At 65.4% G+C, this 23,951-nt stretch carries 17 protein-coding genes; 13 read left to right on the plus strand and 4 right to left on the minus strand.

Features of this window, described 5'->3' with window-relative positions:
- Positions 1–20: 20 nt before the first annotated feature.
- Positions 21–1,673, minus strand: coding sequence for a two-component system sensor histidine kinase NtrB (locus DZC52_RS12475; RefSeq protein ID WP_147307696.1), 1,653 nt, complete (start codon positions 1,671–1,673; stop codon positions 21–23).
- Positions 1,674–2,028: 355 nt separating this feature from the next.
- Here DZC52_RS12475 and sucC point away from each other — a divergent pair, with 355 nt between their 5' ends.
- From sucC to aceK, 10 genes are all read left to right on the plus strand, one after another.
- On the plus strand, positions 2,029–3,192 hold the full coding sequence (sucC, locus tag DZC52_RS12480; protein WP_116651483.1) for an ADP-forming succinate--CoA ligase subunit beta: 1,164 nt from the start codon (positions 2,029–2,031) through the stop codon (positions 3,190–3,192).
- A gap of 11 nt (positions 3,193–3,203) precedes the next feature.
- The gene (gene sucD, locus DZC52_RS12485; protein ID WP_116651484.1) at positions 3,204–4,076 is read left to right on the plus strand and encodes a succinate--CoA ligase subunit alpha; all 873 of its coding nucleotides are present in this window, start codon (positions 3,204–3,206) and stop codon (positions 4,074–4,076) included.
- Positions 4,077–4,172: 96 nt separating this feature from the next.
- Entirely contained in the window at positions 4,173–5,792 is a 1,620-nt protein-coding gene (locus DZC52_RS12490) for an NAD+ synthase (RefSeq protein WP_116651485.1), read from the plus strand.
- Positions 5,793–6,114: 322 nt separating this feature from the next.
- On the plus strand, positions 6,115–8,229 hold the full coding sequence (locus DZC52_RS12495; RefSeq protein WP_181918940.1) for a hypothetical protein: 2,115 nt from the start codon (positions 6,115–6,117) through the stop codon (positions 8,227–8,229).
- Positions 8,230–8,360: 131 nt separating this feature from the next.
- Positions 8,361–9,581 (plus strand): DUF418 domain-containing protein, encoded by a 1,221-nt coding sequence (locus DZC52_RS12500; protein WP_181918941.1) that lies wholly within the window; start codon positions 8,361–8,363, stop codon positions 9,579–9,581.
- 122 nt (positions 9,582–9,703) lie between these two features.
- Positions 9,704–10,177, plus strand: coding sequence for a hypothetical protein (locus DZC52_RS12505; protein WP_147307698.1), 474 nt, complete (start codon positions 9,704–9,706; stop codon positions 10,175–10,177).
- Positions 10,178–10,303: 126 nt separating this feature from the next.
- A complete protein-coding gene (locus DZC52_RS12510; protein ID WP_116651489.1) occupies positions 10,304–10,720 on the plus strand; it encodes a SnoaL-like domain-containing protein in 417 nt (138 codons plus the stop codon).
- A 72-nt stretch (positions 10,721–10,792) separates the two neighbouring features.
- A complete protein-coding gene (locus DZC52_RS12515; protein WP_116651490.1) occupies positions 10,793–11,167 on the plus strand; it encodes a nuclear transport factor 2 family protein in 375 nt (124 codons plus the stop codon).
- Positions 11,168–11,211: 44 nt separating this feature from the next.
- Positions 11,212–12,693, plus strand: coding sequence for an SMP-30/gluconolactonase/LRE family protein (locus DZC52_RS12520; protein WP_116651491.1), 1,482 nt, complete (start codon positions 11,212–11,214; stop codon positions 12,691–12,693).
- Positions 12,694–12,808: 115 nt separating this feature from the next.
- Positions 12,809–14,551 carry a bifunctional isocitrate dehydrogenase kinase/phosphatase gene (gene aceK / locus DZC52_RS12525; protein WP_116651492.1) on the plus strand — a complete coding sequence of 581 codons (1,743 nt, stop codon included), beginning with the start codon at positions 12,809–12,811 and terminating at the stop codon, positions 14,549–14,551.
- A 241-nt stretch (positions 14,552–14,792) separates the two neighbouring features.
- On the opposite strand, the gene purT is transcribed toward aceK, so the two are convergent.
- The 3 genes from purT to DZC52_RS12540 all read right to left on the minus strand — a co-directional run bounded on the left by purT (position 14,793) and on the right by DZC52_RS12540 (position 20,339).
- The gene (gene purT, locus DZC52_RS12530) at positions 14,793–15,977 is read right to left on the minus strand and encodes a formate-dependent phosphoribosylglycinamide formyltransferase (RefSeq protein WP_116651493.1); all 1,185 of its coding nucleotides are present in this window, start codon (positions 15,975–15,977) and stop codon (positions 14,793–14,795) included.
- On the minus strand, positions 15,974–18,223 hold the full coding sequence (locus tag DZC52_RS12535; protein WP_220338369.1) for a S9 family peptidase: 2,250 nt from the start codon (positions 18,221–18,223) through the stop codon (positions 15,974–15,976). Before DZC52_RS12535 ends, purT begins: the two co-directional genes overlap by 4 nt.
- Positions 18,224–18,317: 94 nt before the next feature.
- Complete coding sequence (locus DZC52_RS12540; protein ID WP_116651494.1) at positions 18,318–20,339, minus strand: tetratricopeptide repeat-containing sulfotransferase family protein; 2,022 nt, start codon at positions 20,337–20,339, stop codon at positions 18,318–18,320.
- 115 nt (positions 20,340–20,454) lie between these two features.
- Here DZC52_RS12540 and nadA point away from each other — a divergent pair, with 115 nt between their 5' ends.
- The 3 genes from nadA to nadC are packed head-to-tail and all read left to right on the plus strand — an operon-like array spanning position 20,455 to position 23,947.
- Positions 20,455–21,561 (plus strand): quinolinate synthase NadA, encoded by a 1,107-nt coding sequence (gene nadA / locus DZC52_RS12545; RefSeq protein WP_116651495.1) that lies wholly within the window; start codon positions 20,455–20,457, stop codon positions 21,559–21,561.
- Between the two features lie 5 nt (positions 21,562–21,566).
- Positions 21,567–23,096 (plus strand): L-aspartate oxidase, encoded by a 1,530-nt coding sequence (locus DZC52_RS12550; protein ID WP_220338370.1) that lies wholly within the window; start codon positions 21,567–21,569, stop codon positions 23,094–23,096.
- Positions 23,093–23,947, plus strand: a complete 855-nt coding sequence (nadC, locus tag DZC52_RS12555; protein ID WP_116651496.1) for a carboxylating nicotinate-nucleotide diphosphorylase — start codon at positions 23,093–23,095, stop codon at positions 23,945–23,947. Before DZC52_RS12550 ends, nadC begins: the two co-directional genes overlap by 4 nt.
- The last annotated feature ends 4 nt before the right edge of the window (positions 23,948–23,951 follow it).

Genomic DNA, 23,951 nt, shown 5'->3' on the forward strand with positions numbered 1-23,951 from the left:
GTTTCAGCGTTCAGTCGAATTCAGCCCGCGGCCCGCTTCGCCCGCGTCGGCTGTTTGCTGATCCGACCGGCGACTTCCCCCGACTCCGGTCGTCGCAGCAGGATACGGAAGCAGGCGCCGCTGTTGGGCACCTGCACGTACTCCAGCGGCGCCTGGTTGGCGTCGCAGAGCTGCCTCGCCAGGTACAGGCCGAGGCCGGACCCCTGCTTGTGCGTCGTGAAGAAGGGCTCGAACACCTGCGAGCGCTTCTCCAGCGGAATGCCCGGTCCATTGTCGATGATATCCAGCGCGATTTCACGATGCCCGCGGATGGGGCTCACGCGCAGCGTGATGACCACTTCCCGGTCTTCGGTGCGTGCGTGCTTGAGCGCGTTTTCCATCAGGTTCCAGACCGCCTGGCTGAGCTGGCTGGCGTCGATCAGGACCATGATGGCGGCCGACGGCACTTCGAGCCTGACACGGCTGGAATCGAGCTTGTGGTAGCGGCGGAAGTCGCCGGCCAGCTTGCGAATCCAGCTGATCAGGTTGACCGACTCGATGCGCGCCCGCTCGCGACGGGAGAGCTTGAGCACGTTTTCGACGATGTCGTTCATGCGCGCTGCGTGATTGAGCATCATGCCGACGAGCTTGCGGTCGGCCTTGTTGAGGTCTTCCGACTCGTCGATTAGCTGGGCGGCGTGGCTGAGTGCGCCCAGCGGGTTCCGGATCTCGTGGGCGATGCTGGCCGACAGCCGGGCCAGGGAGGCCTGGGCCAGGTCGCGAGCGCGCCGGCTGACCACCGAGGTGTCCTCGAGGAAGATGAGCGTGGCCTCGGTCTCGTTAACCCCCGGCATCGTCAGCATCGTCGGCACCACCGCCGACTGGGTCGACTGCAGGAGCAGGCCCTCGTCCTCGGTCTTGCCGGTCTTGCGCCAGCGCTCGAGCCGTTCGGCCAGGGGCGGTGCGATCGTGCGCAGGTTGCGGTCGTTGACCGGCGGATTGCCCAGCAGGTACCAGGCGGCCTCGTTCATCTGCCGGATCCGGTCCTGGGAGTCGACCACCAGCACGCCCGAGCGCAGTTTGTGAATGATGAGCTCGTTGATGTGGCCGAGGTTGGCCAGGTCGAGCCCGCGCCGCTCGGCCAGGAGCTTGTACTCGCGTCCCCAGCGGCCGAGCAGGGAGGCGCCGACGGCGATGCCGAAAGCGCCCACCCCGTAGAGGGCCGCCTGGAACAGAGAACGCGCTTCCAGCGCCCCGCGCTGGCTCAGCCAGGCGTCCAACAGCAGGCCCAGCGTCACCAGCGATGCGAACAGCAGCGTGGTGCGCAGATCGAGGATCAGGCCGGCGATGCCGACGGTGAACAGCAGCAGGATGACCAGCGCGCTCTCGATGCCGCCGAAAGCATGCAGAATCAGCCCGATCAGGATCAGGTCGCTGGCGAGGGAGAAGGAGGCGAGTTCGGAGACGTCGATACTGCGCCGCAGGTGAAACACCAGAAAGCCGATTGCACTGCCGGCATAGGTCAGCGCGGCCGCCTGCGCCAGGAAGATGCGGTAGCCCTGGATCTCCCCGGCCAGCGGGCTGAACACGGCGATGAGCGCGGCAATGGAGACCAGCACCCGGAACGCATTCAGGTAGTGCAGGGCACGGCCTACCACCTCCTCGTCGGCCACCAGTGTGCCGAATGTCTTCAAGCTCCGATCTCCTGGTCCTGCGCCGTTCAGGGTCGTGTATGCCGCCGACGTGGGCGTCTTCTTGCGCCCTTAGGCGGTCCATTCTGCCGACGAGTATACTACCCCCTACGCCGCTGTACCGACACCCGGGGCGGGCGCGATGGCGCCGGCTTTCGACGCTGCGCGGCGGCTAGTGCCTTCGGACGGCGGTGCGGAGCGGCCCCGTTTCCCGGAACAGGGCCGCTCGAGCGGCCGCGGTTTGATAAATGGGCCGGCTTGTTCCAGAATACGCCGGTTTCGGCGAGGCCGGCCACGGGGCCGCGCGCCGATTTTTCGGATCGAATCAATCCAATCATCACCAACGGGTTTTCCAAGCATGAATTTTCACGAGTACCAGGCCAAGGAGCTGTTCGAGCAGTACGGTATTCCCGTGCCGCGCGGAGAGCTGGCAACAACCGTCGATGAGGCCGTCGCGGCGGCCAAGCAGCTCGGCGGCAGCGAGTGGGTGATCAAGGCCCAGGTCCACGCAGGCGGCCGCGGCAAGGCCGGCGGGGTCAAGCTGGTTTCCAGCCTCGACGAAGTGCGCGAGGCCGCGGAAAAGATGCTCGGCATGAACATCGAGACCTACCAGACGGGCGGCCGTGCGCTGCCGGTCAACTCGGTTCTGGTCGCCGAAGCCACCGACATCAAGCAGGAGCTCTACCTGGGCGCCCTGGTCGACCGCGCGCAGAAGTCGGTGGTGTTCATGGGATCGGCCGCCGGTGGCGTCGACATCGAGCAGGTCGCTTCGGAGTCGCCCGAGAAGATCATTACCGCGCCGGTCGACACGGCCGCCGGCTTCATGCCCTACCAGGCGCGCCACATCGGTTTCCGCATGGGCCTCAACGCCAAGCAGGTCAAGCAGCTGGTCAAGATCATGAGCGGTCTCTATCGCCTGTTCATGGAAAAGGACATCAGCCTCATCGAGGTCAACCCGCTGATCATCGACGGTAACGGCGACCTGAGCGCGCTCGACGCCAAGCTCAACGCCGACGACAACGCGCTGTTCCGCCACGCCGACATCGCCGAGATGCGCGACGAATCGCAGGAAGACCCGACCGAGCTGGCCGCGAGCAAGCACGATCTCAACTACGTCACGCTCGACGGCAATATCGCCTGCATGGTCAACGGCGCCGGGCTCGCGATGGCGACCATGGACGTGATCAAGCTCGCCGGCGGCGAGCCGGCCAACTTCCTCGACGTCGGCGGCGGCACCAACGCCGAACGCGTCAAGGAGGCCTTCAAGCTGATTCTCTCCGGCGACAACGTCAAGGCCATCCTGGTCAACATCTTCGGCGGCATCGTCCGTTGCGACGCGATTGCCGAGGGCATCATCGAAGCGGTCAAGGATGTCGAGATGGACGTTCCGCTGGTTGTGCGCCTGGAAGGCACCAACGTGGACAAGGGCAAGGAAATGCTTGCCAACAGCGACTTCGACATCATCCCCGCCGACGATCTCAATGACGGTGCGCGCAAGGCCGTGGAAGCGGCGGGCGCCTGAAGGAATTAGCAATGAGTGTATTGATCGACAGCAAGACCAAGGTCATCTGCCAGGGCTTCACGGGTAGCCAGGGCACCTTCCATTCCGAGCAGGCCATCGCCTACGGCACGCGCATGGTCGGCGGCGTCACGCCGGGCAAGGGCGGCCAGGAGCATCTGGGCCTGCCGGTGTTCAACACCGTCGACGAAGCCGTCGAGGAAACCGCCGCGGACGCGTCGATGATCTTCGTGCCGCCGCCGTTTGCGGCCGATGCCATTCTCGAGGCCGCCGACGCCGGCGTGCGCGTGATCGTGTGCATCACCGAGGGCATTCCGGTACTCGACATGATGCGCGTCAAGGCCGCGCTCAACAACTACGACGACGTGACCCTGATCGGGCCGAACTGCCCGGGCATCATCACGCCCGACGAGTGCAAGATCGGCATCATGCCGGGCCAGATCCACAAGAAGGGCAGGATCGGCGTCGTGTCCCGTTCGGGCACGCTGACCTACGAGGCGGTCTACCAGACCACCCAGGTGGGCCTGGGTCAGTCGACCTGCATCGGCATCGGCGGCGATCCCATCCAGGGCATGAACTTCGTCGATTGTCTATCGCTGTTCCAGGAAGATCCCGAGACCGAAGGGATCATCATGGTCGGCGAGATCGGCGGTTCGGCCGAGGAAGAGGCCGCCGAGTTCATCGCCGACCACGTCACCAAGCCCGTAGCCGCCTATATCGCCGGCGTTACCGCGCCTCCCGGCAAGCGCATGGGCCATGCCGGCGCCATCATCGCCGGGGGCAAGGGCACGGCCGAGGCCAAGTACGCGGCGCTCGAGGAGGCCGGTGTCACCACGGTGCGCTCGCCGGTCGAGCTCGGCGACGCGATCGCCGGCCGGTTGAAGTAACGATAAAGGGTTCGGGTTTCAGGTTTCAGGTTTCAGGACGAGCGGGGCTCGGGTTTCCTGAAACCTGAACACTGAACCCTGAAACCTGGAGCCTTTATGCTTCGAATTGCACTCGCGCAGGACGACTTCCGGGTCGGCCACATCACGGGGAATGCCGGGAGAATCCTGGCGCAGATCGCGAGGGCGAGGGACGAGCTCGGCGCCGACCTGATCGTCTTTCCGGAGCTGGCGCTGACGGGTTATCCGCCCGAGGACCTGGTGCTCAGACCGGGTTTCATGCGGTCGGCCGCTTCGGCCCTGAGTGAACTGGCAGGGCAGGTTCACGGCATCGACGCCGTCATTGGTCATCCCCGTGCCGAAGGCGACAAGCGATTCAATTCCGTCTCCTGGCTTCGCGACGGCGAAGTCATCGGCACCTACGACAAGTGGGATCTGCCGAACTACGCGGTTTTCGATGAGCGGCGATACTTCGTTCCGGGCGAGGCACCGCTGGTCGTCGAGGTCGACGGCGTGAAAGTCGGGGTGATCATCTGCGAAGACACCTGGACGCCCGAGGCTGCCCGCGCCGCGCGCGAAGCCGGCGCCGAGATCATCGTGTCGGCCAATGCCTCGCCCTTTTACGAGGGCAAGCACGCCGATCGCGCCCGTATCCTCTCCGAACGGCATGCCGAGACCGGCCTGCCGCTGATCTACCTCAACTGCGTCGGCGGCCAGGACGAGCTCGTTTTCGACGGCCATTCGATGGCGATCGATCGCCACGGTGCGCTCTCCGAGCCGGCGCCATTGTGTGCGGAAGCAATGCTGTGCGTCGGTTTCGACCGGGAATCCGGACGCTTCGACTATCGCCACTGGCCGGCGGGCAAAACCGAGCGACTTCCGGTCGTCTGGGAAGTGCTCAAGCGGGGCCTGCGCGACTACACCCTCAAGAACGGCTTCGAGTCGGTCGTTTTCGGCCTGTCGGGCGGCATCGATTCCGCGCTGACCATGGCCATCGCGGTCGATGCCCTGGGTGCCGAGCGCGTCCTGCCGGTGATGATGCCCTCCAGGCACACCTCCGAGTTGTCGCTGATTCTCGCAAGCGAGCAGATCGAGATGCTCGGCACGCGTTTCGAGAACATCTCGATCGAGCCGATCTACCAGGCGCAGCTCAAGCAGTTGGCCGAGGTCTTCGAAGGCACGCGCGAGAACTTCACCGAAGAGAACCTGCAGGCGCGCGCTCGCGGCAACGTCGTCATGGCCCTGTCCAACAAGTTCGGTCATCTGCCGCTGGCGACCAGCAACAAGAGCGAACTGGCGGTGGGCTATTCGACGATCTACGGCGACATGTGCGGTGGGTACAGTCCGATCAAGGACGTTCTCAAGACGCTGGTCTACGAGCTAGCCGAGTGGCGCAACACGGTCTCGGAGGCCATCCCGCGCGGCGTGATCGAAAGGCCGCCCTCGGCCGAATTGCGCCCGGACCAGACCGACCAGGACAAGCTGCCGCCCTACGACGTGCTCGACGACATCATCACGCGCTACGTCGAGCAGGACCAGTCGATCGCCGAGATCGCCGAGGCCGATGCCGACGAGAAGATCGTCAGGCGCATCGCCGGGATGGTGCTCGCCTCGGAGTTCAAGCGTCGGCAGGGCGCCCCCGGGCCGCGCATAACCCGCAAGGCCTTCGGGCGTGATCGCCGTTATCCCATCACATCGGGCTGGCGGGACAGCGGCTGAGAGGCCGCCACGAAGTGCCCAAGGGGGGGGCACGTGACGAGGCCCGCGTAGGTCGGAGTCGTATCCACGACGGTCGGAGTATCCGGTCTGTACGCGAATGGCTGCGCGTGTCCCGGCCATCCGGGTCGCCCGAATGCAATCCGCGTTGAAGCCGGGGTAATATGTGATGGAGATCACAGAGCCTCGCCGCCTCGATGCCTGTACCGCATGCGCGAATGCCCACGATTCCGGCTGTCGGTTTCCGCGCCGGGATGCCTATCGACGGCTTCGAGCCGGTCCGGGTGCGCGTTGAGCGTTATGCGACCGGATCATTCGAGCGACGATGACCGCCGCGACGAAAATGCCGGATAGCCCCAGGGTTGCCCATTCTCGACTCCATGCCAGGCTATTCGGCGCGTTCAAGCTGACCGCGGCCGATGGTCGGGAAATCGGCGTAACCGGGAAACGTGCTCGGGCCCTGTTGGCGATCCTGTGCCTGGAGCCGGGCGTCGCCATCGAACGCGACCGGGTGTGCGAGTTGTTGTGGCGAGGAGGGTTCAGGGCGCAGGGCCGTGCCAGCCTGAGGCAGACACTGCTGGGCTTGAAGAAGCAGTTGTCGCCGATCATGCCGGATCTGCTCATCGCCACCCGCGAGCGTGTCGCCGTCAACGCCGCGATTGTGGGATCCGACCTGGCTGAACTGGAATCGGCCCTCACCCACGGCCCGAATCCGCGGGCCAGCGAGCTGCTGCTGGAAATCGGCGGCCGGCCGCTGCTCGGTCGACTGGATTTTGGGGAACCATTCCGGCAATGGCTCGAAGTTCGCCGCGCGCAGGTCGAGCAACGCCTGCAACGCGCCGTCGAGGACGCGCTCTCGGATTGGGAGCGTCGCGGAAATGATCGCGAGCGCGCGAGGCTTCTGGATGCCTGGAGGCTGCGGGATCCGGCCACCGGGGCCGCCCAATCCGAAACCAGAATCAGGGTTGCGGTGCTACCGTTCAAGTCCATCGATGCAGCCGATGAACAGGGTCATTTCGCCCAGGGTCTTTGCGAGGAACTGATCACCACCCTGGGGCAATCGCCCCAACTGCTGCTTGCCGGTCGCGGATCCTCGTTCAACTCGAAGGACTCCGAGCGGCCGCTGCCGGAAATCGCCCGTGCGCTCCATGTCTCTCACCTCATCCTGGGATCGGTCAGGCGTCGGGACAGCGAGCTGCGTGTTCATGTCAGCCTGGTGGAAGGCAGCAGCGGCTTCGAGTGCTGGTCGCAAGGCTATCGCGGGAATACGGGCAATCTATTCGGCCTGCAGGAAGACATCGCCCGGAGCGTGAGCCGTGAGCTTGCCCGAGCGCTCGGGCTGGAGATCGGACTGCCGGGGCCGCGTCCGACGACGCCGAACAAGGCAGCCTACGAGCTCTATCTCCAGGGTCGTGCGCTGACCGCGCGCGCGATCGGAGACGGCGTGCTGGACAAGGCCGTAGAACTGCTGGAGGCGTCCCTCGCTATCGACCCGGGGTTTGCCGCGTGCTGGACGGCACTGGCCGAGGCGCATGTCTACACGGCGGTCTACACGCCATGTCTTGACCGGCTCGAGAAGTCGGCCCGCATGGCCGAGTGCGCACGAAGGGCGATCGAACTGGATCAGGCTCAAGGTCACGCGCGCGCCATGCTGGGGATTCACTGCTGGACCCGGAACGATCCGATCGGCGCGCTCGATCTTGCGCACGAGGCCTACCGACTCGAGCCCGACAACCCTGATGTTGCGTTACGCCTGGGCTCGTTCCTGCTTTATATCGGGCGAACGCGCGAGGCGCTGCCCTACATCGAGGGCGCGATCGACCAGGACCCGGTCAACGGCCGCAACTTCGCGATGCTCTGTGTCGCCCAGTTCAATCTCGGCAATCTCGATGAAGCCGCCGCAGCCGGCCAGCGTATGGTCGATCTTGGCCTGCCCTCGATGTGGCTGGCGGTGGTCACCGCGGCATCGGGAAATCGCGAGCTCGCCGTGGAGCAGTACTGGCAGACAAGATTGTTGATGAACACCGTGATCTTTCCACCGGCCGGCACCAGGCCGCTCACCGGATCGACCCTCGACACCTACTGGCGAATGGCCGCCAGGGGCGTTTGCAGTGGACGGGCGGTCCACCGGAAGGTGTACTGCGCCATGCTCGATTACCTCCACGCAACCCTGCCGGATCCCTGCGATACCAGCATCGTCGCCCCGGCCATCTGGATGGGCTATGCCAGGATGGTATTCAAGACCCTGGGAACCCAGATCACCCCGGCCAACATGTATTGCCTGATGTCGCTCTGGGCCGATGTCGAACCCATCCGCCGGGTCCGTCGTCACCCGGAATTTCTCGCATTCGCCCAGCGCATCGGGCTGGTTGCGGCCTGGGACAAGTACGGCTGGCCGGACCTGCTTCCAGCACCGGACCGTGCCGGAAAGTCCCCTTGAAGCACACCCCGGTCAACGCCCATTGACGCAAAAATGACGCAAATTTGACGTTGGCGCCGTTGCTTCGGTGCCGACAGCGGTGCAGGCTAATGTGTGATGAATATCACATTAATTTGCACCGGCAGGGCACCATGAGCAATCTGGCCCCGATCGCAAGCGCTGAACGCCACGAGGCTCTGGACGCACTCAGGGGCTTTGCCCTGTTCGGCATCTTTCTGGCCAATATCCGCTTTTTCGCCGGTTGGGAGTTTCTCGGCGCGGAGCAGCGCAACGCCCTGGCCGGCCGCTCACACGAGCTGCTCGATTTCCTGCACCTGGCCGTCATCGACGGCAAGTTCTATACCCTGTTTTCCTTGCTCTTCGGGCTGGGCTTCGCGCTTCAGCTGCAGCGGCTGGAAGGGCGTGGTGCGGCCGCAAGCCGGATCTACCTGCGCCGCACGAGCATTCTGCTGGGCTTTGGCTTGATCCACCTGTTCGTGTTCTGGGTGGGCGACATTCTCACGCCTTATGCGCTGCTCGGTTTCGCGCTGCTCGCCATCCGTCACTGGACCGACCGGACCCTGCTGATCGTCGCGGGCCTTGCGTTGTTCGCGCCCATCGCCGGTTACGCCCTGTTCTGGGCGTTTGGCGTCGACCAGAGCCTGGGCTTGTACAACCTGGCCTACGCCATCATGCCGCCGGGCGCCCAGGATCCGTTGGTCGATCTTCGTCTCACGGACTGGAGCGAGCGGCTGCAATCCTCCTTTGCGCTTGGTGTGCTTCGCTTTGGCTATTTGTTCGATACCTGGCGCTGGCCAAAGCTGTTCGCGATCATGCTGCTCGGCCTGTGGGCCGGCCGCAGACTGATGCGTGGTGAACTGCTCGGCAATACCCGGCTGCTGGTCGGCGTGCTGGTCGTCGGCGGATTGTCGGGTGTCACCGCCGGCCCGATACTGGCTGCACTCGATGGCATCGGCTTTGACCGGCCGCATTCCCTGAACGGCTTGTATGCCGTGATCGCCTACACCTTTGCCGTGATCCCGCTCGGCCTGGCCTATGCGGCCGGGTTCGTGCTGCTGTGGCGCAGTGCTTCGAATAGCCTGCGGCTGCTCGCCGCGCCCGGGCGAATGGCGCTGACCAATTATCTGGGCCAGACCCTGGTCGGACTGACCGTCTTCTACGGCGTTGGCCTGGATCAGGCTGGGCAATGGTCGCTGCAGGCCCTGATCGGGTTTGCCTGCGCGGTCTACGCCGTTCAGGTCGCCCTCTCCAATCTGTGGCTCAAGTTCTATCAGTACGGACCGATGGAATGGCTGTGGCGAGCACTGACATACGGCACAGCGCCGACGCTGCGGCGAGCGATAGCGTCATGAAAGCGGGTCCTGACCACTTCGGAATGATTTCGTGCAGGAAAGAGGCTTGTCTACAAACAGCCGAGAAACACGGAAACGCAGTATGCAACTTCAACACTGTCAAACCAATAGAAGGACCTGATATGAAACGTTCAAGTCTCTTGCGCACATGCGCAATCACTTTCTCCATCTTTCTGGGTGTATTGATCGCCGCACCCGCTGCCGCACAGCTCGAGGCCTGGGAAGACTATGAAGTCTCGGACGCAGCCTGGAGCGTAACGATGATCAAGCTCGATCCGGGCACCCAGGACATCTACCTTGAAGGCCTGAAGTCGACCTGGGTGGCGGCCAACGACGTGGCCAAGTCGCTGGGTCATGTCGAAGATTACGCGATCTACGCCAACCAGGCGGTTGCGCAAGGCGCATTCGATCTTCTACTCGTCATCAAGTTTCCGAGTACCGAAATGATGGCGCCGAGTCGAGAACGATACAACGCGTTCATGGAAGCCTGGGGGCAGGAGAACATGGATGCGAGCAACGAAAAGGTGCTCGAACTTTACAACGAGATCCGTGAGATCCAGGGCGAGTATCTGCTTCGGGAGATCACGCTGAAGTGAGCTTGACGAACGCTGCGCTGCGAGGGATTCATCTCCTTGCAGCGCAGTGATCGCTCTCCCGGTGAGGAATGCAAGAACCCGGTCCATGCTGGGCATTCATGACCGCGCTTTCAAGGTAGTCCAGTCATGCGCAGTGACAATCCGCCACCGCCGCGCGAAGTCGTCTCGGTCGCCAGGGATTTCAAGGCGCTGTGGCTTGCCGGCGAACTCCACGCCGCCGGCGAAAAGTACTGGGACGACCATGTGGTCAGCATCGAGCCGCACGCGCTACCGGACGGCGGCGACCGGGTTTGCCGGGGTATCGAGGCGGTTCGTGCCAGAAACCTTTGCTGGCTTGCGACTCACGGCATCGAGGACTTGAGTATCGACGGTCCCTTCGTGACCGGCGATCACTTCGCATTGTTCGCCGACATGCTGATCGCCCATGCCGGCCGGCGCACGCCGCACAGTCGAATCGCTGTTTTCGTGGTGCGCAATGGCCGGATCATCGAGCAGCGCTTCTTCTATGAACAAGAAAAACCGAATGGCCGTGGCGCACCCTGACCTACGGGGCCCGGCCTGGATTCATCCGCACCGCAGCGCAAGCAAAGTCCACCTGAACGAGGAGAGAAGCCGATGGACAATCCTGTCCCCGAAGAAGACCTTCATCAGATCGAGCGGTTGATGGAAACCTACGTCGAAGGCGGCCGAACCGGCAGCGTCGAAATGCTACGCCCGATTTTCCACGAACTGGCCTCGATCTGCGGCTACGTCGGCCCGGATCTCTTCGCCCAGCCCATCGAGCAGTTCTACGACTGGCACCGGGAGAACGGCCCGGCCGCGGAACTCGCAACCGGCGACACCCGGATCGATGTGGAGGGTACGGCGGCGACGGTGCGCATCGAGCTCCATAACTGGACCGGCCACCGCTTTACCGACTTCTTTACGCTGGCCAGGATCGACGGCCGCTGGCAGATCATGAGCAAGGTTTTCTACCTGCATCCGGAGTGAAGAGAACGCCATGAGCCTCATCCCATCAACCCTGGAATTCCACAATGACAAGAATCTGCCTGGCCTTCGCTGCTCTGGTCTCTTCCGTAAGCGCCCATCCCGAACCCGAGAACGCGTCGCAGACCCGGGCGGTTGTTGAAACCGCCTATGCGGCATTCGCCCTGGGCGACACGGAGACCTTCGCCGGCCTGATGGCGCCGGAGATCGTCTGGGAAGAGGCCGAGGGCAACCCCTACGCCGATCTGAACCCCTACATCGGGCCTGAGGCCGTCATGTCGGGTTTGATGTCGCGCTTGCTCGACGACTGGGCGGGCATCAGCGTTACTCCCCGGGAGTTCGTCGTCGAGGGTGATCGAGTCGTCGCCTTCGGTCGCTACACCCAGGCATGGAAGGCCACCGGCAAGATGCTCGACATTCCGTTCGTGCATTCATGGACGGTGCAGGACGGCAAGATTGTCGCGTTCCGGCAGTACACCGACACAGCCGCGTTGGTGGCGACGATGAACGAGCCGTCGCCCGCGGGCGGTGTCAGGCAGTCGCATGTCGGTGGATTCGAGCAGGTCGCGCTGCTGCCGGCCAATCGTTCGTTGGTGCGGCCCGAAGACGGCGTGATGCTCGCCGACGGCACCCTGCTGGTCGCCGACCAGGTGCATGGTCTCGTCGCGCTGGGCCTCGATGGCGCCAAACGCGCGTTCGGCGATTTCGAAGCCGCAGGATACGTACACGAACCGCCGGATCGAAGCGCCGGCCCGAACGGCGTCGCGCTGGAGCCCGACGGGGTCCACGTGCTGGTCGCCGATGTTCTGACCGGGGCCATCTACCGCGTCAACAGTCGAACCGAGCAGGTCGTGCGGATTCATCAGCACGAGTTCGGCGTCAATTCGGCCCGGCGCGACCGCAGTGGCGCGGTCTGGTTTACCCAATCGACCGAGAACAACGGCCCGGATTCGGAAGCCCGGATGTTCGCGGCCGTTGATACGAAACCCATGGACGGCGCGCTCTTTCGCCTCTCGCCGACCAATGACCACGAGCCCTATCCCGAGCTCCAGCGCAAGGATCAAGGGCTGGATTTCGCCAACGGCCTGGCGATCGACGAGGAGCGCGGGTACCTGTACGTGGCAGAAACGATGGCCGATCGCATTCTTGGTTACCGATTGTCGGTGCTCACAGGCAAACTCTCGAACCGCCGTGTGATCGCAAGGGTTCCGACCCCGGACAACATCGAACTGGATGCCGCCGGTCGGCTCTGGGTTGCATCACCGATCGGGAACGCCCTGCTGATCGTCGAGCCGGAAACAGGTGAGTGGTCGACGGTTTTTCACCCTCGAACCCGGGCGCACGACCGCCTCATGCTCGAATGGCGGCGCCGGACGGAAGGCGGCGAGCCCAGGCTGGAACTGTTCGGGCCGGAGATGTGGGCGCCGCTGCCAGGGCTGCTTACCGGCGTGATCCTTACAAGCGACGACGGCCCGGTCTACCTGACCGGTTTGGGCAACGCCCTGGTCCAACTGACAAGGCCGCGTTAGCAGCCGCCGGCCTGGAGCTTGCTGCCCATTTGGTGCAGGCAGCCCGGGTTGCCTGTCCGGGATGCGACTTCGGCTTGAAGGGCGTTGGCGGACGAAAGGGCGCTACAATCCCTGCATGACACGCGTCGTCGACAGTCAGCGGCAGGATCGTCGTCATCGTGAGTTGGTTCGCGAGGCCTGCGCTCTGGTGGTGGCCGGTTTCGACGACTACAACGCCAGTTTCTCGGATATCACGCGCCGCGGGAAGCGGCGCTTCGAGCAGGGTGACCGGGCCGGCATGCGGGCCGATGTGGTTTCGCGCCTTGAGCTCTACGACCAGATCGTCGACGAGACCATTTCCCGTCTCGAGGGCCTGTTGGCCAACCGGCTGTTCTCGCGCAGCATCTGGCGCGACATGCGGGTGGCCTTCGCGAAGATGATCGAGCGAAAGCTGGACGCCGAACTCTACAAGACCTTCTTCAACACCATCACGCGGCGGTTGTTCAAGACGCGCGGCGTTGACCCCGCCATCGAGTTCGTGGCGTTCGATTTCCAGCCCAGCGACCGCATCACGCACCCGGTGGCGCGCTACACCTACATCGTCGGTGAGCGCCTGGCCGAGGTGTTCGCCCGGATTCTCGACGACTACCGTTTCTCGCTCCCATGGCTGGATGCCGAGCGCGATGCAGCGCGCCTGGCCGAGCGCATGGACCAGGTGCTCGAAGGCGACGAAGCGCTCTCGATCGAGCTGCTCGAGACGGTCTTCTACCGGGAGGGGCGCGCCTACCTCGTTGGCCGCGCCCTTGGGCGCACCCGCCATGTTCCCTGCGTGATTGCGCTGTGCCGCGAAGACAACGCCATCGTGGTTGACGCCCTGCTGACGCGTCGCCTGCAGCTGAGCATCCTGTTCGGCTATACCTACAGCTACTTCCTGGCCGACCTGCCGACGGTGGCCGATGCCGTTGTCTTTCTCCGCAGCCTGTTGCCCGACAAACCCGTCGACGAGCTCTACTCGGTGCTGGGACGCGCCAAGCAGGGCAAGACGGAACGCTATCGGGCCTTCCGCCGCCAGATGAGCGACCGTCCCGGGGAGCGTTTCGAGGTCGCCGCGGGCAAGCGGGGCATGGTCATGGCGGTATTCACGCTGCCGTCCTATCCGCTGGTCTTCAAGCTCCTGCGCGACAAGTTCGCGCCCGAGAAGACGATCAAGCGCCGCGAAGTGATCGAGCGCTACCAGCTGGTCCACCGTCACGACCGGGTGGGGCGGCTGCTCGACGTGCAGGAGTTCAAGTCGCTGCGCTTCGAGCGCGATCGCTTTTCGCCCGAGTTGCTCGAGGAACTGCTCGAAGAGTGTTCGCGGGTGGTTCGGGTCGACGGCGACGACCTGGTTATCCGGCACTGCTACGTCGAGCGTCGCGTGCGGCCGCTCGATCTGTATCTGTCCGAAGTGGAAGAAGCGAGCGCGCGCCAGGTGATGATCGACATGGGCCAGGCGCTCAAGGACCTGGCGCGCTCGAACATCTTCGCCGGCGACCTGCTGCCCAAGAACTTCGGGGTCACGCGCTCGGGCCGCGTCGTGTTCTACGACTACGACGAACTGGCGCTTCTGACCGACTGCCGTTTCCGCAAGATGCCCAGGGCCGAAGACGACATCGACGTCTACAACGACGAGACCTGGTTCCACGTGGCCGAAAATGACATCTTTCCGGAAGAGTTCCCGCGTTTCATGGCCCTCAAACGCGATTACCTGAAGGTGCTCGAAGAGGCCCACGGCGAACTGTTCGACGCCGGGTGGTGGCAGGATGTCCAGCAGCGGATCGCTTCCGGCGAAGCGCTGGATGTCGCGCCGTACGGGAATGAAGCGAGGTTGGTTCCATAAAGGGGTTCAGGGTTCAGTGTTCAGGTTTCAGGAAAATCAGCGTGGGGCTTCCGTCGCAGGTGGCGGGCGCTTCCGGTCGTGGGGGCGTGGATAGGTCTTTTGGGGTTCCGGGTTCGGGGTTCCGGAACGGCCCCGGTTTATTGCAGAGTCATCCGCTCGCACGGCGAACGGGTTGTCGGCACCGCACCATCGGCTTCGCCAAGCGCTCCTGAAACCTGAACACTGAAACCTGAAACCTCTCCTAATCGAGCTTGATACCGATCGCATCGCGCGCAGCCGTCGCCTTGCGTCGGGCCTCGTCGATGTCCTTGCCGAGTGCGAGCGTGACGCCCATGCGGCGGCGGCCGGCGACTTCGGGTTTGCCGAACAGGCGCAGGTCGGTGTCGGGTCGGGCCAGGGCGCGGTCGACGTTCTCGAACACGACCTGCTTAGACTCGCCCTCGACGAGCAGGGCCGCCGAGGCGCTCGGGCCGCGCTGGACGATGTGCGGGATCGGCAAGCCGAGTATGGCGCGGGCGTGCAGGGCGAATTCCGACAGATCCTGCGAGATCAGCGTCACCAGGCCGGTGTCGTGCGGTCGCGGCGAGACCTCGCTGAACCAGACCTCGTCGCCCTTGACGAAGAGTTCCACGCCGAAGACGCCGTGGCCGCCCAGGGCGTCGGTGACCGCGCCCGCGATCGCCTCGGCTTCCAGCCGGGCCATTTCGCTCATCGGCTGCGGCTGCCAGGATTCGCGATAGTCCCCGTCTTCCTGGGTGTGGCCGATGGGTTCGCAGAACAGGGTGCCGTCGGCGTGGCGTACCGTCAGCAGGGTGATCTCGTAGTCGAACTCAATGAGGCCCTCGACGATGACCTTGTCCTGTCGCTTGCGTCCGCCCGACTGGGCGTAGTCCCAGGCCGGACCGATCCCGGACTCGTCGCGGACCAGGCTCTGCCCTTTACCCGAAGACGACATGATCGGCTTGACCACGCAGGGCAGGCCGATCTCGGCCACGGCTTGTTCGAATTCCTCGCGCGTCTCGGCGAAGCGATAGGGCGAGGTCGGCAGTTCCAGTTCCTCGGCGGCCAGGCGCCGGATGCCCTCGCGGTTCATGGTCAGGTGGGCGGCACGAGCCGTCGGGATGACGTTGTAACCTTCCTTTTCGAGCAGCAACAGGGCATCGGTGGCGATGGCCTCGATTTCCGGCACGATCAGGTGCGGCCGGTCGAGCTCGACGATGCTGAGCACAGCCTGGGGGTCGAGCATGTCGATGACGTGGTGGCGGTGGGCGACGGCCATCGCAGGGGCATGGTCGTAACGATCGACGGCGATCACCTCGCAGCCCAGGCGCTGCAACTCGATGACCACTTCCTTGCCCAGCTCGCCGCTGCCGAGCAGCATCACGCGCTTTGCCGTGGGGGCGTGTGGTGTGCCGATGTCGGTCATGGTGTTCCCTCGCCCAAGAGCAAGTGGCGATCGAGAAATGCGGTGATGGTGCGGTAGACGTGCAGGCGCGGGCCCTCGCCGGCGATGGCGTGCTTCTCGCCGGGATAGGTCATCAGTTCGAAGGGAAAGGCGCGCGCCTGCAGGTCGTGCATCAATTTGGTCGAATGGGTGAACAGCACGTTGTCGTCGGCCATGCCGTGGATGAGCAGCAGGGGGTCGGTCATGGCCTCGGCGTAGTGCATCACGTTGCCCTGCTCGTAGACTTGCGGATGATCCTGCGGCCGGCCCATGTAGCGTTCCGTGTAGTGCGTGTCGTAGAGCGTCCAGTCGGTCACCGGCGCGACCGACACGCCGGCTGCGAAATCGCCGGGGTACTGAGCCAGCGCCAACAGGCTCATGTAGCCGCCGTAGCTCCAGCCGAAGATGCCGATGCGATCGGGATCGACGAAATCCTGCGATCGCAGCCAGTCGACGCCCACCATCTGATCGGGCATTTCCACCTGGCCGAGCTTGAGGTAGGCGGCGTCCTGGAAGGCCTTGCCCTGGCGCTCGACGCCGCGATTGTCCAGCGAAAAAACCACGTAGCCGCGCCTGGCCATGTACTGGTCGATGAGCAAGCGCCGCGACCAGCTGTCGGTGACCATTCGGTGCGTCGGGCCGCCGTAGACATGGACGAACACCGGGTAACGCCTTTCGGGATCGAAGCCGGCCGGGCGGATCAGGCGATAGTGAAGCTTGTGGCCCTGCGGCGCCACGATCGAGCCGAACTCGGTCGGCTGGTGACCATCCCGGTAGGGACCGTAGGGATGGTCGTCGTCGAGACGGTTCTCGACCAGCCAGGCCAGGCGCTCTCCGTCGACGGTGTGCAGCGACAGCTGCGGCGGCTGCCGGCTGCTTGAGAAGGTGTCGACGTAGACCCGGGCGTCAGCGTCCATGCCGACTTCGTGCCACCCCGAGCGGCGCGAGACGCGGTTGACGACTTCCGGCGACTGGGTCACCAGGGACTGCCGGTAGAGATGTTTTTCCGTTGTCGAGACTTCGGAGCCGGTGAAATACACCATCCCCATTTCCTCGTCGACACCGGCCAGGGCATCGACCTGCCAGGGGCCGTCGGTCAGCCGGCGGATGACCTCGCCTTCGTAGTCGTACAGATAGAGATGACGATAGCCGTCGCGTTCGGACGACCAGATGAACGCCGGCATCTCGGTCAGGAAACGCAGATCGTCGTGCAGGTTGACCCAGGTATCGCTGGTTTCGGTCAGCAAGGTGCGTGTCTCGCCGCTGTCGATGTTGGCGACCACCAGTTCCAGGGTCTGCTGGTCGCGACTCTGGCGCTGGAAACTCAGTTGCTCGGAGTTGGGCAACCACTTCACGCGCGGGATGTAGATATCGGTCTCGTCGCCAAGATCCATCCAGGAGATGTCTCCCGAGGCGATCTGGACGACGCCGAGCCGGTAGGTGACGTTGTCGGTTCCCGCATACGGATAGCGCTGCTCGACCATTTCGATGGTGTCGGCTTGCACTTCGTAGCGCCGGGTGACGGCCACCGGCGACTCGTCGATCTGCAGGAAAGCGATGTGCTCGCCCGACGGCGACCACCAGAAGCCGGTCGAGCGGCCCATCTCTTCCTGGGCGATGAATTCGGCCACGCCGTTGGCGATCGTGTCGGTGGCGCTGTCGGTCAGCGGCCGGGTTTCGCCGCTATCGACGTCTGCGAGCCAGAGCTCGCGCTCGCGCACGAAGGCCACGTGGCGGCCGTCCGGAGCAATCTGGGGGTCGGTGTCGAACGCGTCGGAGTCGGTCAGCTGGCGGACCTCGCCGTCCGCCGACTGCATGTCCCGCACGAACACGTTGCCGCCGATGGGAAAGAGCAGGAAGCGCCCGTCGGCCGACCAGCGGTAGTCGACGATGCCGCGCAGGTCGGCGATGCGCGCGCGTTCGCGCCTGGCTTGCTCTTCTTCCGACAGTTCGACGTCGCCGTCCATGAGCTCGTCGGCAGCGACCAGCACCCGGGTCGTGTCCTCGGCCACGTTGTACTCCCACAGGTCGAGCAGGCTGCGGTCGTCTTCGCGCCCCTTCAGGAAAGTGACGCGGTCGCCCGCCGGAGAGAGTTCGGCGCGCCTCAGCGTCGGTCCTGCCAGGTCGGGACTGGCGAAGATCCGCTCCAGGTCGAGCGTTTCGGCATCCGCCGCCTGGGAGATCAGGGCGAGGAACAGGATCAGGAGGACGATCGGTCGCATGGGCATGGCAAGGCTCGGGTTGAATTGGACTTCGGACAACCGCCGTATTGTCGAACGATGCCCCCGTCAAGGCAAATCGCGCCGGGCGGCGACCCTGGTCTCAGGCTATTGAGTAGCCCAGCGCGGCGGCGTGCTTTTCCAGCGTCGGCATGAAAGGCTCCAGATGGCGCCGGTAGCGGCGCCAGCGCCCGGCAGCACGCTGATAGACGTCTTCGCTGACCTGCTGGTAGCTGGGCGTGCGGATGCGGCCGCGGTTTTCGATGCGTTTGCGCGTTTCCACCAGCGATGGATCCCAGGGCAGTTCCAGGAATTCGCACATCCGGCGCAGTTCGGCTTCCGGGTCGGCGACCAGGTCTTCGTAGCGCAGCCGCGCCAGGCGCCCGTCCACCAGCGGCTCGATCGACCGCCAGGCGGTCATGACCGCATCGTAGAGGCGCACGGTGCCCTCGAGCGTGGTGGTGTGGATCAGGGTCTCGGTGGCGTCGAAGAGCTGCATGTAGTTGCTCACCACCAGGTCGCAGGGGTGGCGAAGCGCCAGGATGAAGCGGGCGCGCGGCAGCAGACGGCGGATGAACGCCGCATCCAGGATGCGCAGCGGCATCTTGTCGATCACGATGCGCGCGCCGTGATCCCGCGGCAAGAAGCGCGCCAGGTTGGCGCGATAGGCCTCCCTGAGCGACGCCAGTTCCCCGGCGGTCAGCCGGTCGGTTCCCTCGGGGTAGCCGTGGCGCTCCGCCACCCGGTCGATGATCGGTTCGAGGGTCGGTTTTTCCTCGATGCTCACCGCCTGCTCGTGGGCGTCGAGCATCGTGTCGAGCAGCGTGGTGCCCGAGCGCGGGAATCCGATGATGAAACACACGTCCTCGCCGGCCCAGCCTTCCGGATCATCGCGGGATAGGGCAGCGTTCGCGGCCCAGCGCCCGATGCGCTCGATGCGCTCGAAGGCGGCGTTGCGGTCGATGCCGGTCGCGCGGGGCTCTCCGGCCTTGATGCGATTGGCCACGGCGATGGTCTGCATGGCCTGGTCCGCTTCGCCGATCCGGTCGAGCGACAGGGCGGCTTCGTGGAAGAACTGCTGGGCGGCCCTGGGTGGCAGGCCATTGGGATCGATGCGCTGGAGTTGCTGCAGGGCTGCCTGTGGATTGCCGCGGCGCCGCTCGAGTCGCGCCGACTCGATCACGAGCTGGGGATGCTGCGGGGCGAGCTGCAGTCCGCGGGCGAGCACGCGGCCCATCTCGTCGAGACGATTGGACAGTTCGTGGATGCCGGCCAGTTCGGCGTGCAGGTCGGGATCGTTCGGTGCCAGGGCCAGCGCGCTCTCAAGGTGCACGACGGCGGCTTCGTCATCGCCTTCCTCGCTGCAGACGGCCGCCAGGTAACGATGCCCGAGCGGATGATCGGGGTCGGCAGCTACCGCCGTCTCGAGTCGCGATCTGGCCGCCGCGAGATCCCCGGCCAGCTGCAGGGTGAGGCCGGAATGGACCAGCGCTTCGATGTCGTCCGGGCGACGGGCCAGCAGATCCTCGAAGCAGGCCAGGGCGCCGTGGGCGTCGTCCATATTGAACCGGGTGATGCCCAGGTTCAGGCGCGCCTGCCGCATCCCCGGAGAAAGCGCCAGGGCCTTCTCGTAGGCGCCGACGGCGTCCTCGAGCTCGCCGCCGGCGCGTTGGGCGTGGGCGAGCGCGTACCATCCCTCGGCATAGTCGGGGCGCAGGGCGACGGCGCGCTTCAGGGAATCGACTGCCGTTCTCTGGTCGCCCAGATTGTGCACCGCGCGCGCCAGGTAGAGCAGGGCGGCTGCGTCTTCCGGGTCGTTTGCGAGCACCTGGCGGCACAATTGGGCAGCGCGGCCGAAATCGCCGGCGGCATGCGCGGCCAGCGCCCGGTCGACGGCTTCTTCCGAGTCGCCGACGAGATCGAGCGCTTCGGGGATCCGTTGCTCGGCCACCAGGAAGTCGCGCAGGGCCGACCGGCAGGCCGGATTCCGTTGCATGCACTCGCGCAGGAGGGTTTCGGCCTCCGATGGTTTTCCCGCCGCAAAGAGCCGGCTTGCCTCGGCAACAGGTGATTGGTCGTGATCGGAACTCATGGTCGGGACGGTTCGGGCCAGGTGAAGGGGCATTCTACCGGCTCCACGCTTGCTTCAAGGTGCACTTGGAAATTGACGGTGCGCACTCCAAATCAGGGATCAGGCGAGTACCATAGCGCCCTTCCGGTCAACCGAATCTGCCCCGAAGATGTCCCTTTCGAACAACCAGCCCCTGCCTTCCGCCGATGCGCTCGTCTACGACGAGGGCGTCCGCGAGCGAACCGACATTCTCCATGAGCGCGTGCGCGACGTCGTGCCGGAGGCGGAATGGCCCCTGCACGCACCCCTGATCGACGCCATCAACCGGCTCAAGGCCGAGCGCAATGCAGTCATCCTGGCGCACAACTACATGACGCCGGAAATCTTCAACTGCGTCGGCGACATCACCGGCGACTCGCTCCGCCTGGCGCAGGTGGCCGCCGAGGCCGAACAGGACGTCATCGTGCAGGCTGGCGTGCATTTCATGGCCGAGACCGCCAAGATCCTGTCGCCGGAGAAGACGGTGCTGATTCCCGACCTGGAGGCCGGCTGTTCGCTGGCAGCCTCGATTACTGGCGAGGATGTGCGCCGGATACGCGCTGCTTACCCCGACTACCCGATCGTCACCTACGTCAACACCTCCGCCGAGGTAAAGGCCGAGTCCGATATCTGTTGCACGTCGTCCAACGCCGTGCCGGTGGTCGAGGCCATCGCGCGCCAGTGGGGAAGCGACACGGTGATCATGATTCCCGACGAGTACCTGGCGAAGAACGTCGCCAGCCAGACCGAGCTTCGCATCCTGACCTGGAAGGGTGATTGCGAGGTGCACGAGAAATTCACCCGGGCCGAAATCGAGCAACTTCGGGCCGAGCACCCGGACGCCATGATCATCACCCATCCCGAGTGCCCGCCCGAGGTGTTGCGAGCTGCCGACTTTGCCGGCTCCACGGGCGCGATGTCGGCATTCGTTGCCGAGCACCACCCGAAAAAGGCCATTCTCATCACCGAGTGCTCGATGAGCGACAACGTGGCGGTGGCCAATCCCGGCACGCGGTTCATCCGGCCGTGCAACCTCTGTCCGCACATGAAGCGCATCACGCTCGCGAAAATCTACGAATCGCTGCGCGGCATGCGCTTCGAGATCGAAGTGCCCTCAGACGTGGCCGTTCGCGCCCGCGCCAGCCTGCAGGCCATGCTCGACCTGTCCGGCGGCGGCAGGCCGCCGGCCTTCGACACGTCGAAGCCCGAGCGGCGGGCCGACTACGTCAGCGTCTGAGTCCGGTGTCTTCGCGGCCGATCATCGTGGTCGGCTCCGGCATCGCCGGCCTCTGGACGGCGCTGCACGCCGCCCCTGCACCCGTTCTGATGCTCACTTCCGGGGCTTTCGGACGCCAGTCCGCAACGGAGTGGGCCCAGGGCGGGATTGCCGCCGCACTCGGTGAGGATGACGACCCCGGGCAGCACGCGGCCGACACGGTCGCTGCCGGTGCCGGTCTGGTCGATGCGGCCGTGGCCCGCCGGCTGGCCACCGGTTCGGTCGACCAGGTCCGCGCGCTCGAGCGCCTGGGCGTTGGCTTCGAGCATCACGAAGACGGTCGCTGGGCCCTCTCGCGCGAGGCCGCTCACAGTCGCGCGCGCGTCGCCCGCGTGGGCGGCGACCGGGCCGGGACGGCGATCATCAATGCCCTGATCTCCGCCGTCGAGCGTGCCGATCACGTGACCGTTCGGGAGCATGCGTCGGTACTCGGCCTGGTGCCCGCAGCAGGCGGAGGATGTGCCGGTGTTGTCGTCGACGCCGGCGGCGGCCGGTGCGAGAAGCTTTCCGCGCGCGCCACGGTGCTGGCAACCGGCGGCCTGGGCGGTCTCTACGCCCTGACCACGAATCCGCCCGGCAACCAGGGTCAGGGTCTGGCCTGGGCGACCCGCCTGGGGGCGGTCGTGCGCGACGCGGAGTTCGTCCAGTTCCACCCCACCGCCATCGACATCGGCCGCAATCCCGCCCCGTTGGCTACCGAAGCCTTGCGCGGCGAAGGCGCGGTGCTGATCGATCGCCGGGGGAAGCGCTTCATGCCGGCGCTGCATCCCGACGCCGAACTGGCTCCGCGGGACGTCGTGGCCCGCGCCGTCCACCGCCAGGTGCAGTCGGGAGCGGGCGCCTACCTGGATGCCCGGGAAGCGGTGGGCGCCGCCTTTCCCGAGACGTTCCAGGCGGTTTTCCGGGCCTGCATGGCGGCGGGCATCGATCCGCGCCGCGAGCCCATTCCCGTTGCGCCGGCGGCGCACTACCACATGGGCGGAATCGCCGCCGATCTCGACGGCAGCACCGGCATTCGCGGCCTGTTCGCTGTCGGTGAAGTCAGCTGCACCGGCGCCCACGGAGCCAACCGCCTGGCTTCGAACTCGTTGGCCGAGGCCCTGGTCATGGGTGCCCGGGCGGGGCAGGTGCTGGCGAATGCCACAGACCAGGCGTTGCGGTCGGCCGAGCCGGGGCGTTCGGTCGCTCTGCCGCGCGAGTCGCTCGATCGGTTGCGGTCGGCGATGAATGCCCATGCCGGTGTCGAGCGGGACGAGAATGGGCTGGTACGCCTGCTCGACGTCATCGAGGACCTGGAGCGCAAGGATGGCCTCTCCGATGCGCTCGTCGCCGCCAGGCTGATCGCCCTGGCGGCCCTCAAGCGGAGGGAGAGCCGCGGCGCGCACTTTCGAACCGATTATCCTGAACCGGCCGCGGAGGCCCGAAGCAGCCGCCTGACTCTGGAGGACGCCGCCTCGGCCCGCACCGAACGCACCACGGGAAGTGAACGATCATGAACAACGCACTGCCGCGATACCTGATTCGCGACGTTGTCGCCCGCGCCCTTGCCGAGGACCTCGGCGGCCGCGGCGACATCACGACCCTGGCTACGGTGCCGGAGGCGGCCGAAGGCCGGTTCCGGATCGTTGCAAGGCACGCCGGCGTCCTGGCCGGTGTCGAACCCGCGGCCGAGACCTTCTTCCAGATCGATCCGCACATCGAAATCGAATGGCGCGAGGTTGACGGTGACCCGCTCGAACCCGGGTCGGTGATCGCGGAACTCGCCGGGCCGGCGGGCGCGATCCTCGGCGCGGAGCGCACGGCGCTGAATTTTCTCGGGCGGCTGAGCGGGATTGCCAGCCTGACGCGTCGATACGTCGATGCCGTGGCGGGAAGCGGGGCGGGCGTCGCCCACACCCGAAAGACGACCCCCGGCCTGCGCGCACTCGAGCTGCAGGCCGTCGCTGCCGGGGGCGGGGTCCGCCACCGATTCGGACTCGACGACGCCATCCTCATCAAGGACAACCATGTGGCTGTGGCCGGCAGCGTCGGCGAAGCGGTGCGTCGGGCACGTGCCTATGCCGGTCACATGGTACGCGTCGCCACGGAGATCGACCGCCTCGAACAACTCGACGAAGCGCTCGACGCCGGCGCCGACGGCATCCTGCTCGATAATTTCGGCAACGCCGACCTCAGGCAGGCCGTGATGCGCTGCAAGGGGCGCGGCGTGACGCTCGAGGCCTCCGGCAACGTTTCGCTCGATACCATCGGCGCAATCGCCGCGACCGGCGTCGACATCATCTCGATCGGGGCGTTGACGCATTCGGCAAACTGCCTGGACCTGGGTCTGGACGAGCACATTTCCTGACAGG

It is taken from the genome of Wenzhouxiangella sediminis, assembly GCF_003410055.1.
In the GTDB taxonomy this organism is placed as follows: Bacteria; Pseudomonadota; Gammaproteobacteria; order Xanthomonadales; family Wenzhouxiangellaceae; genus Wenzhouxiangella; species Wenzhouxiangella sediminis.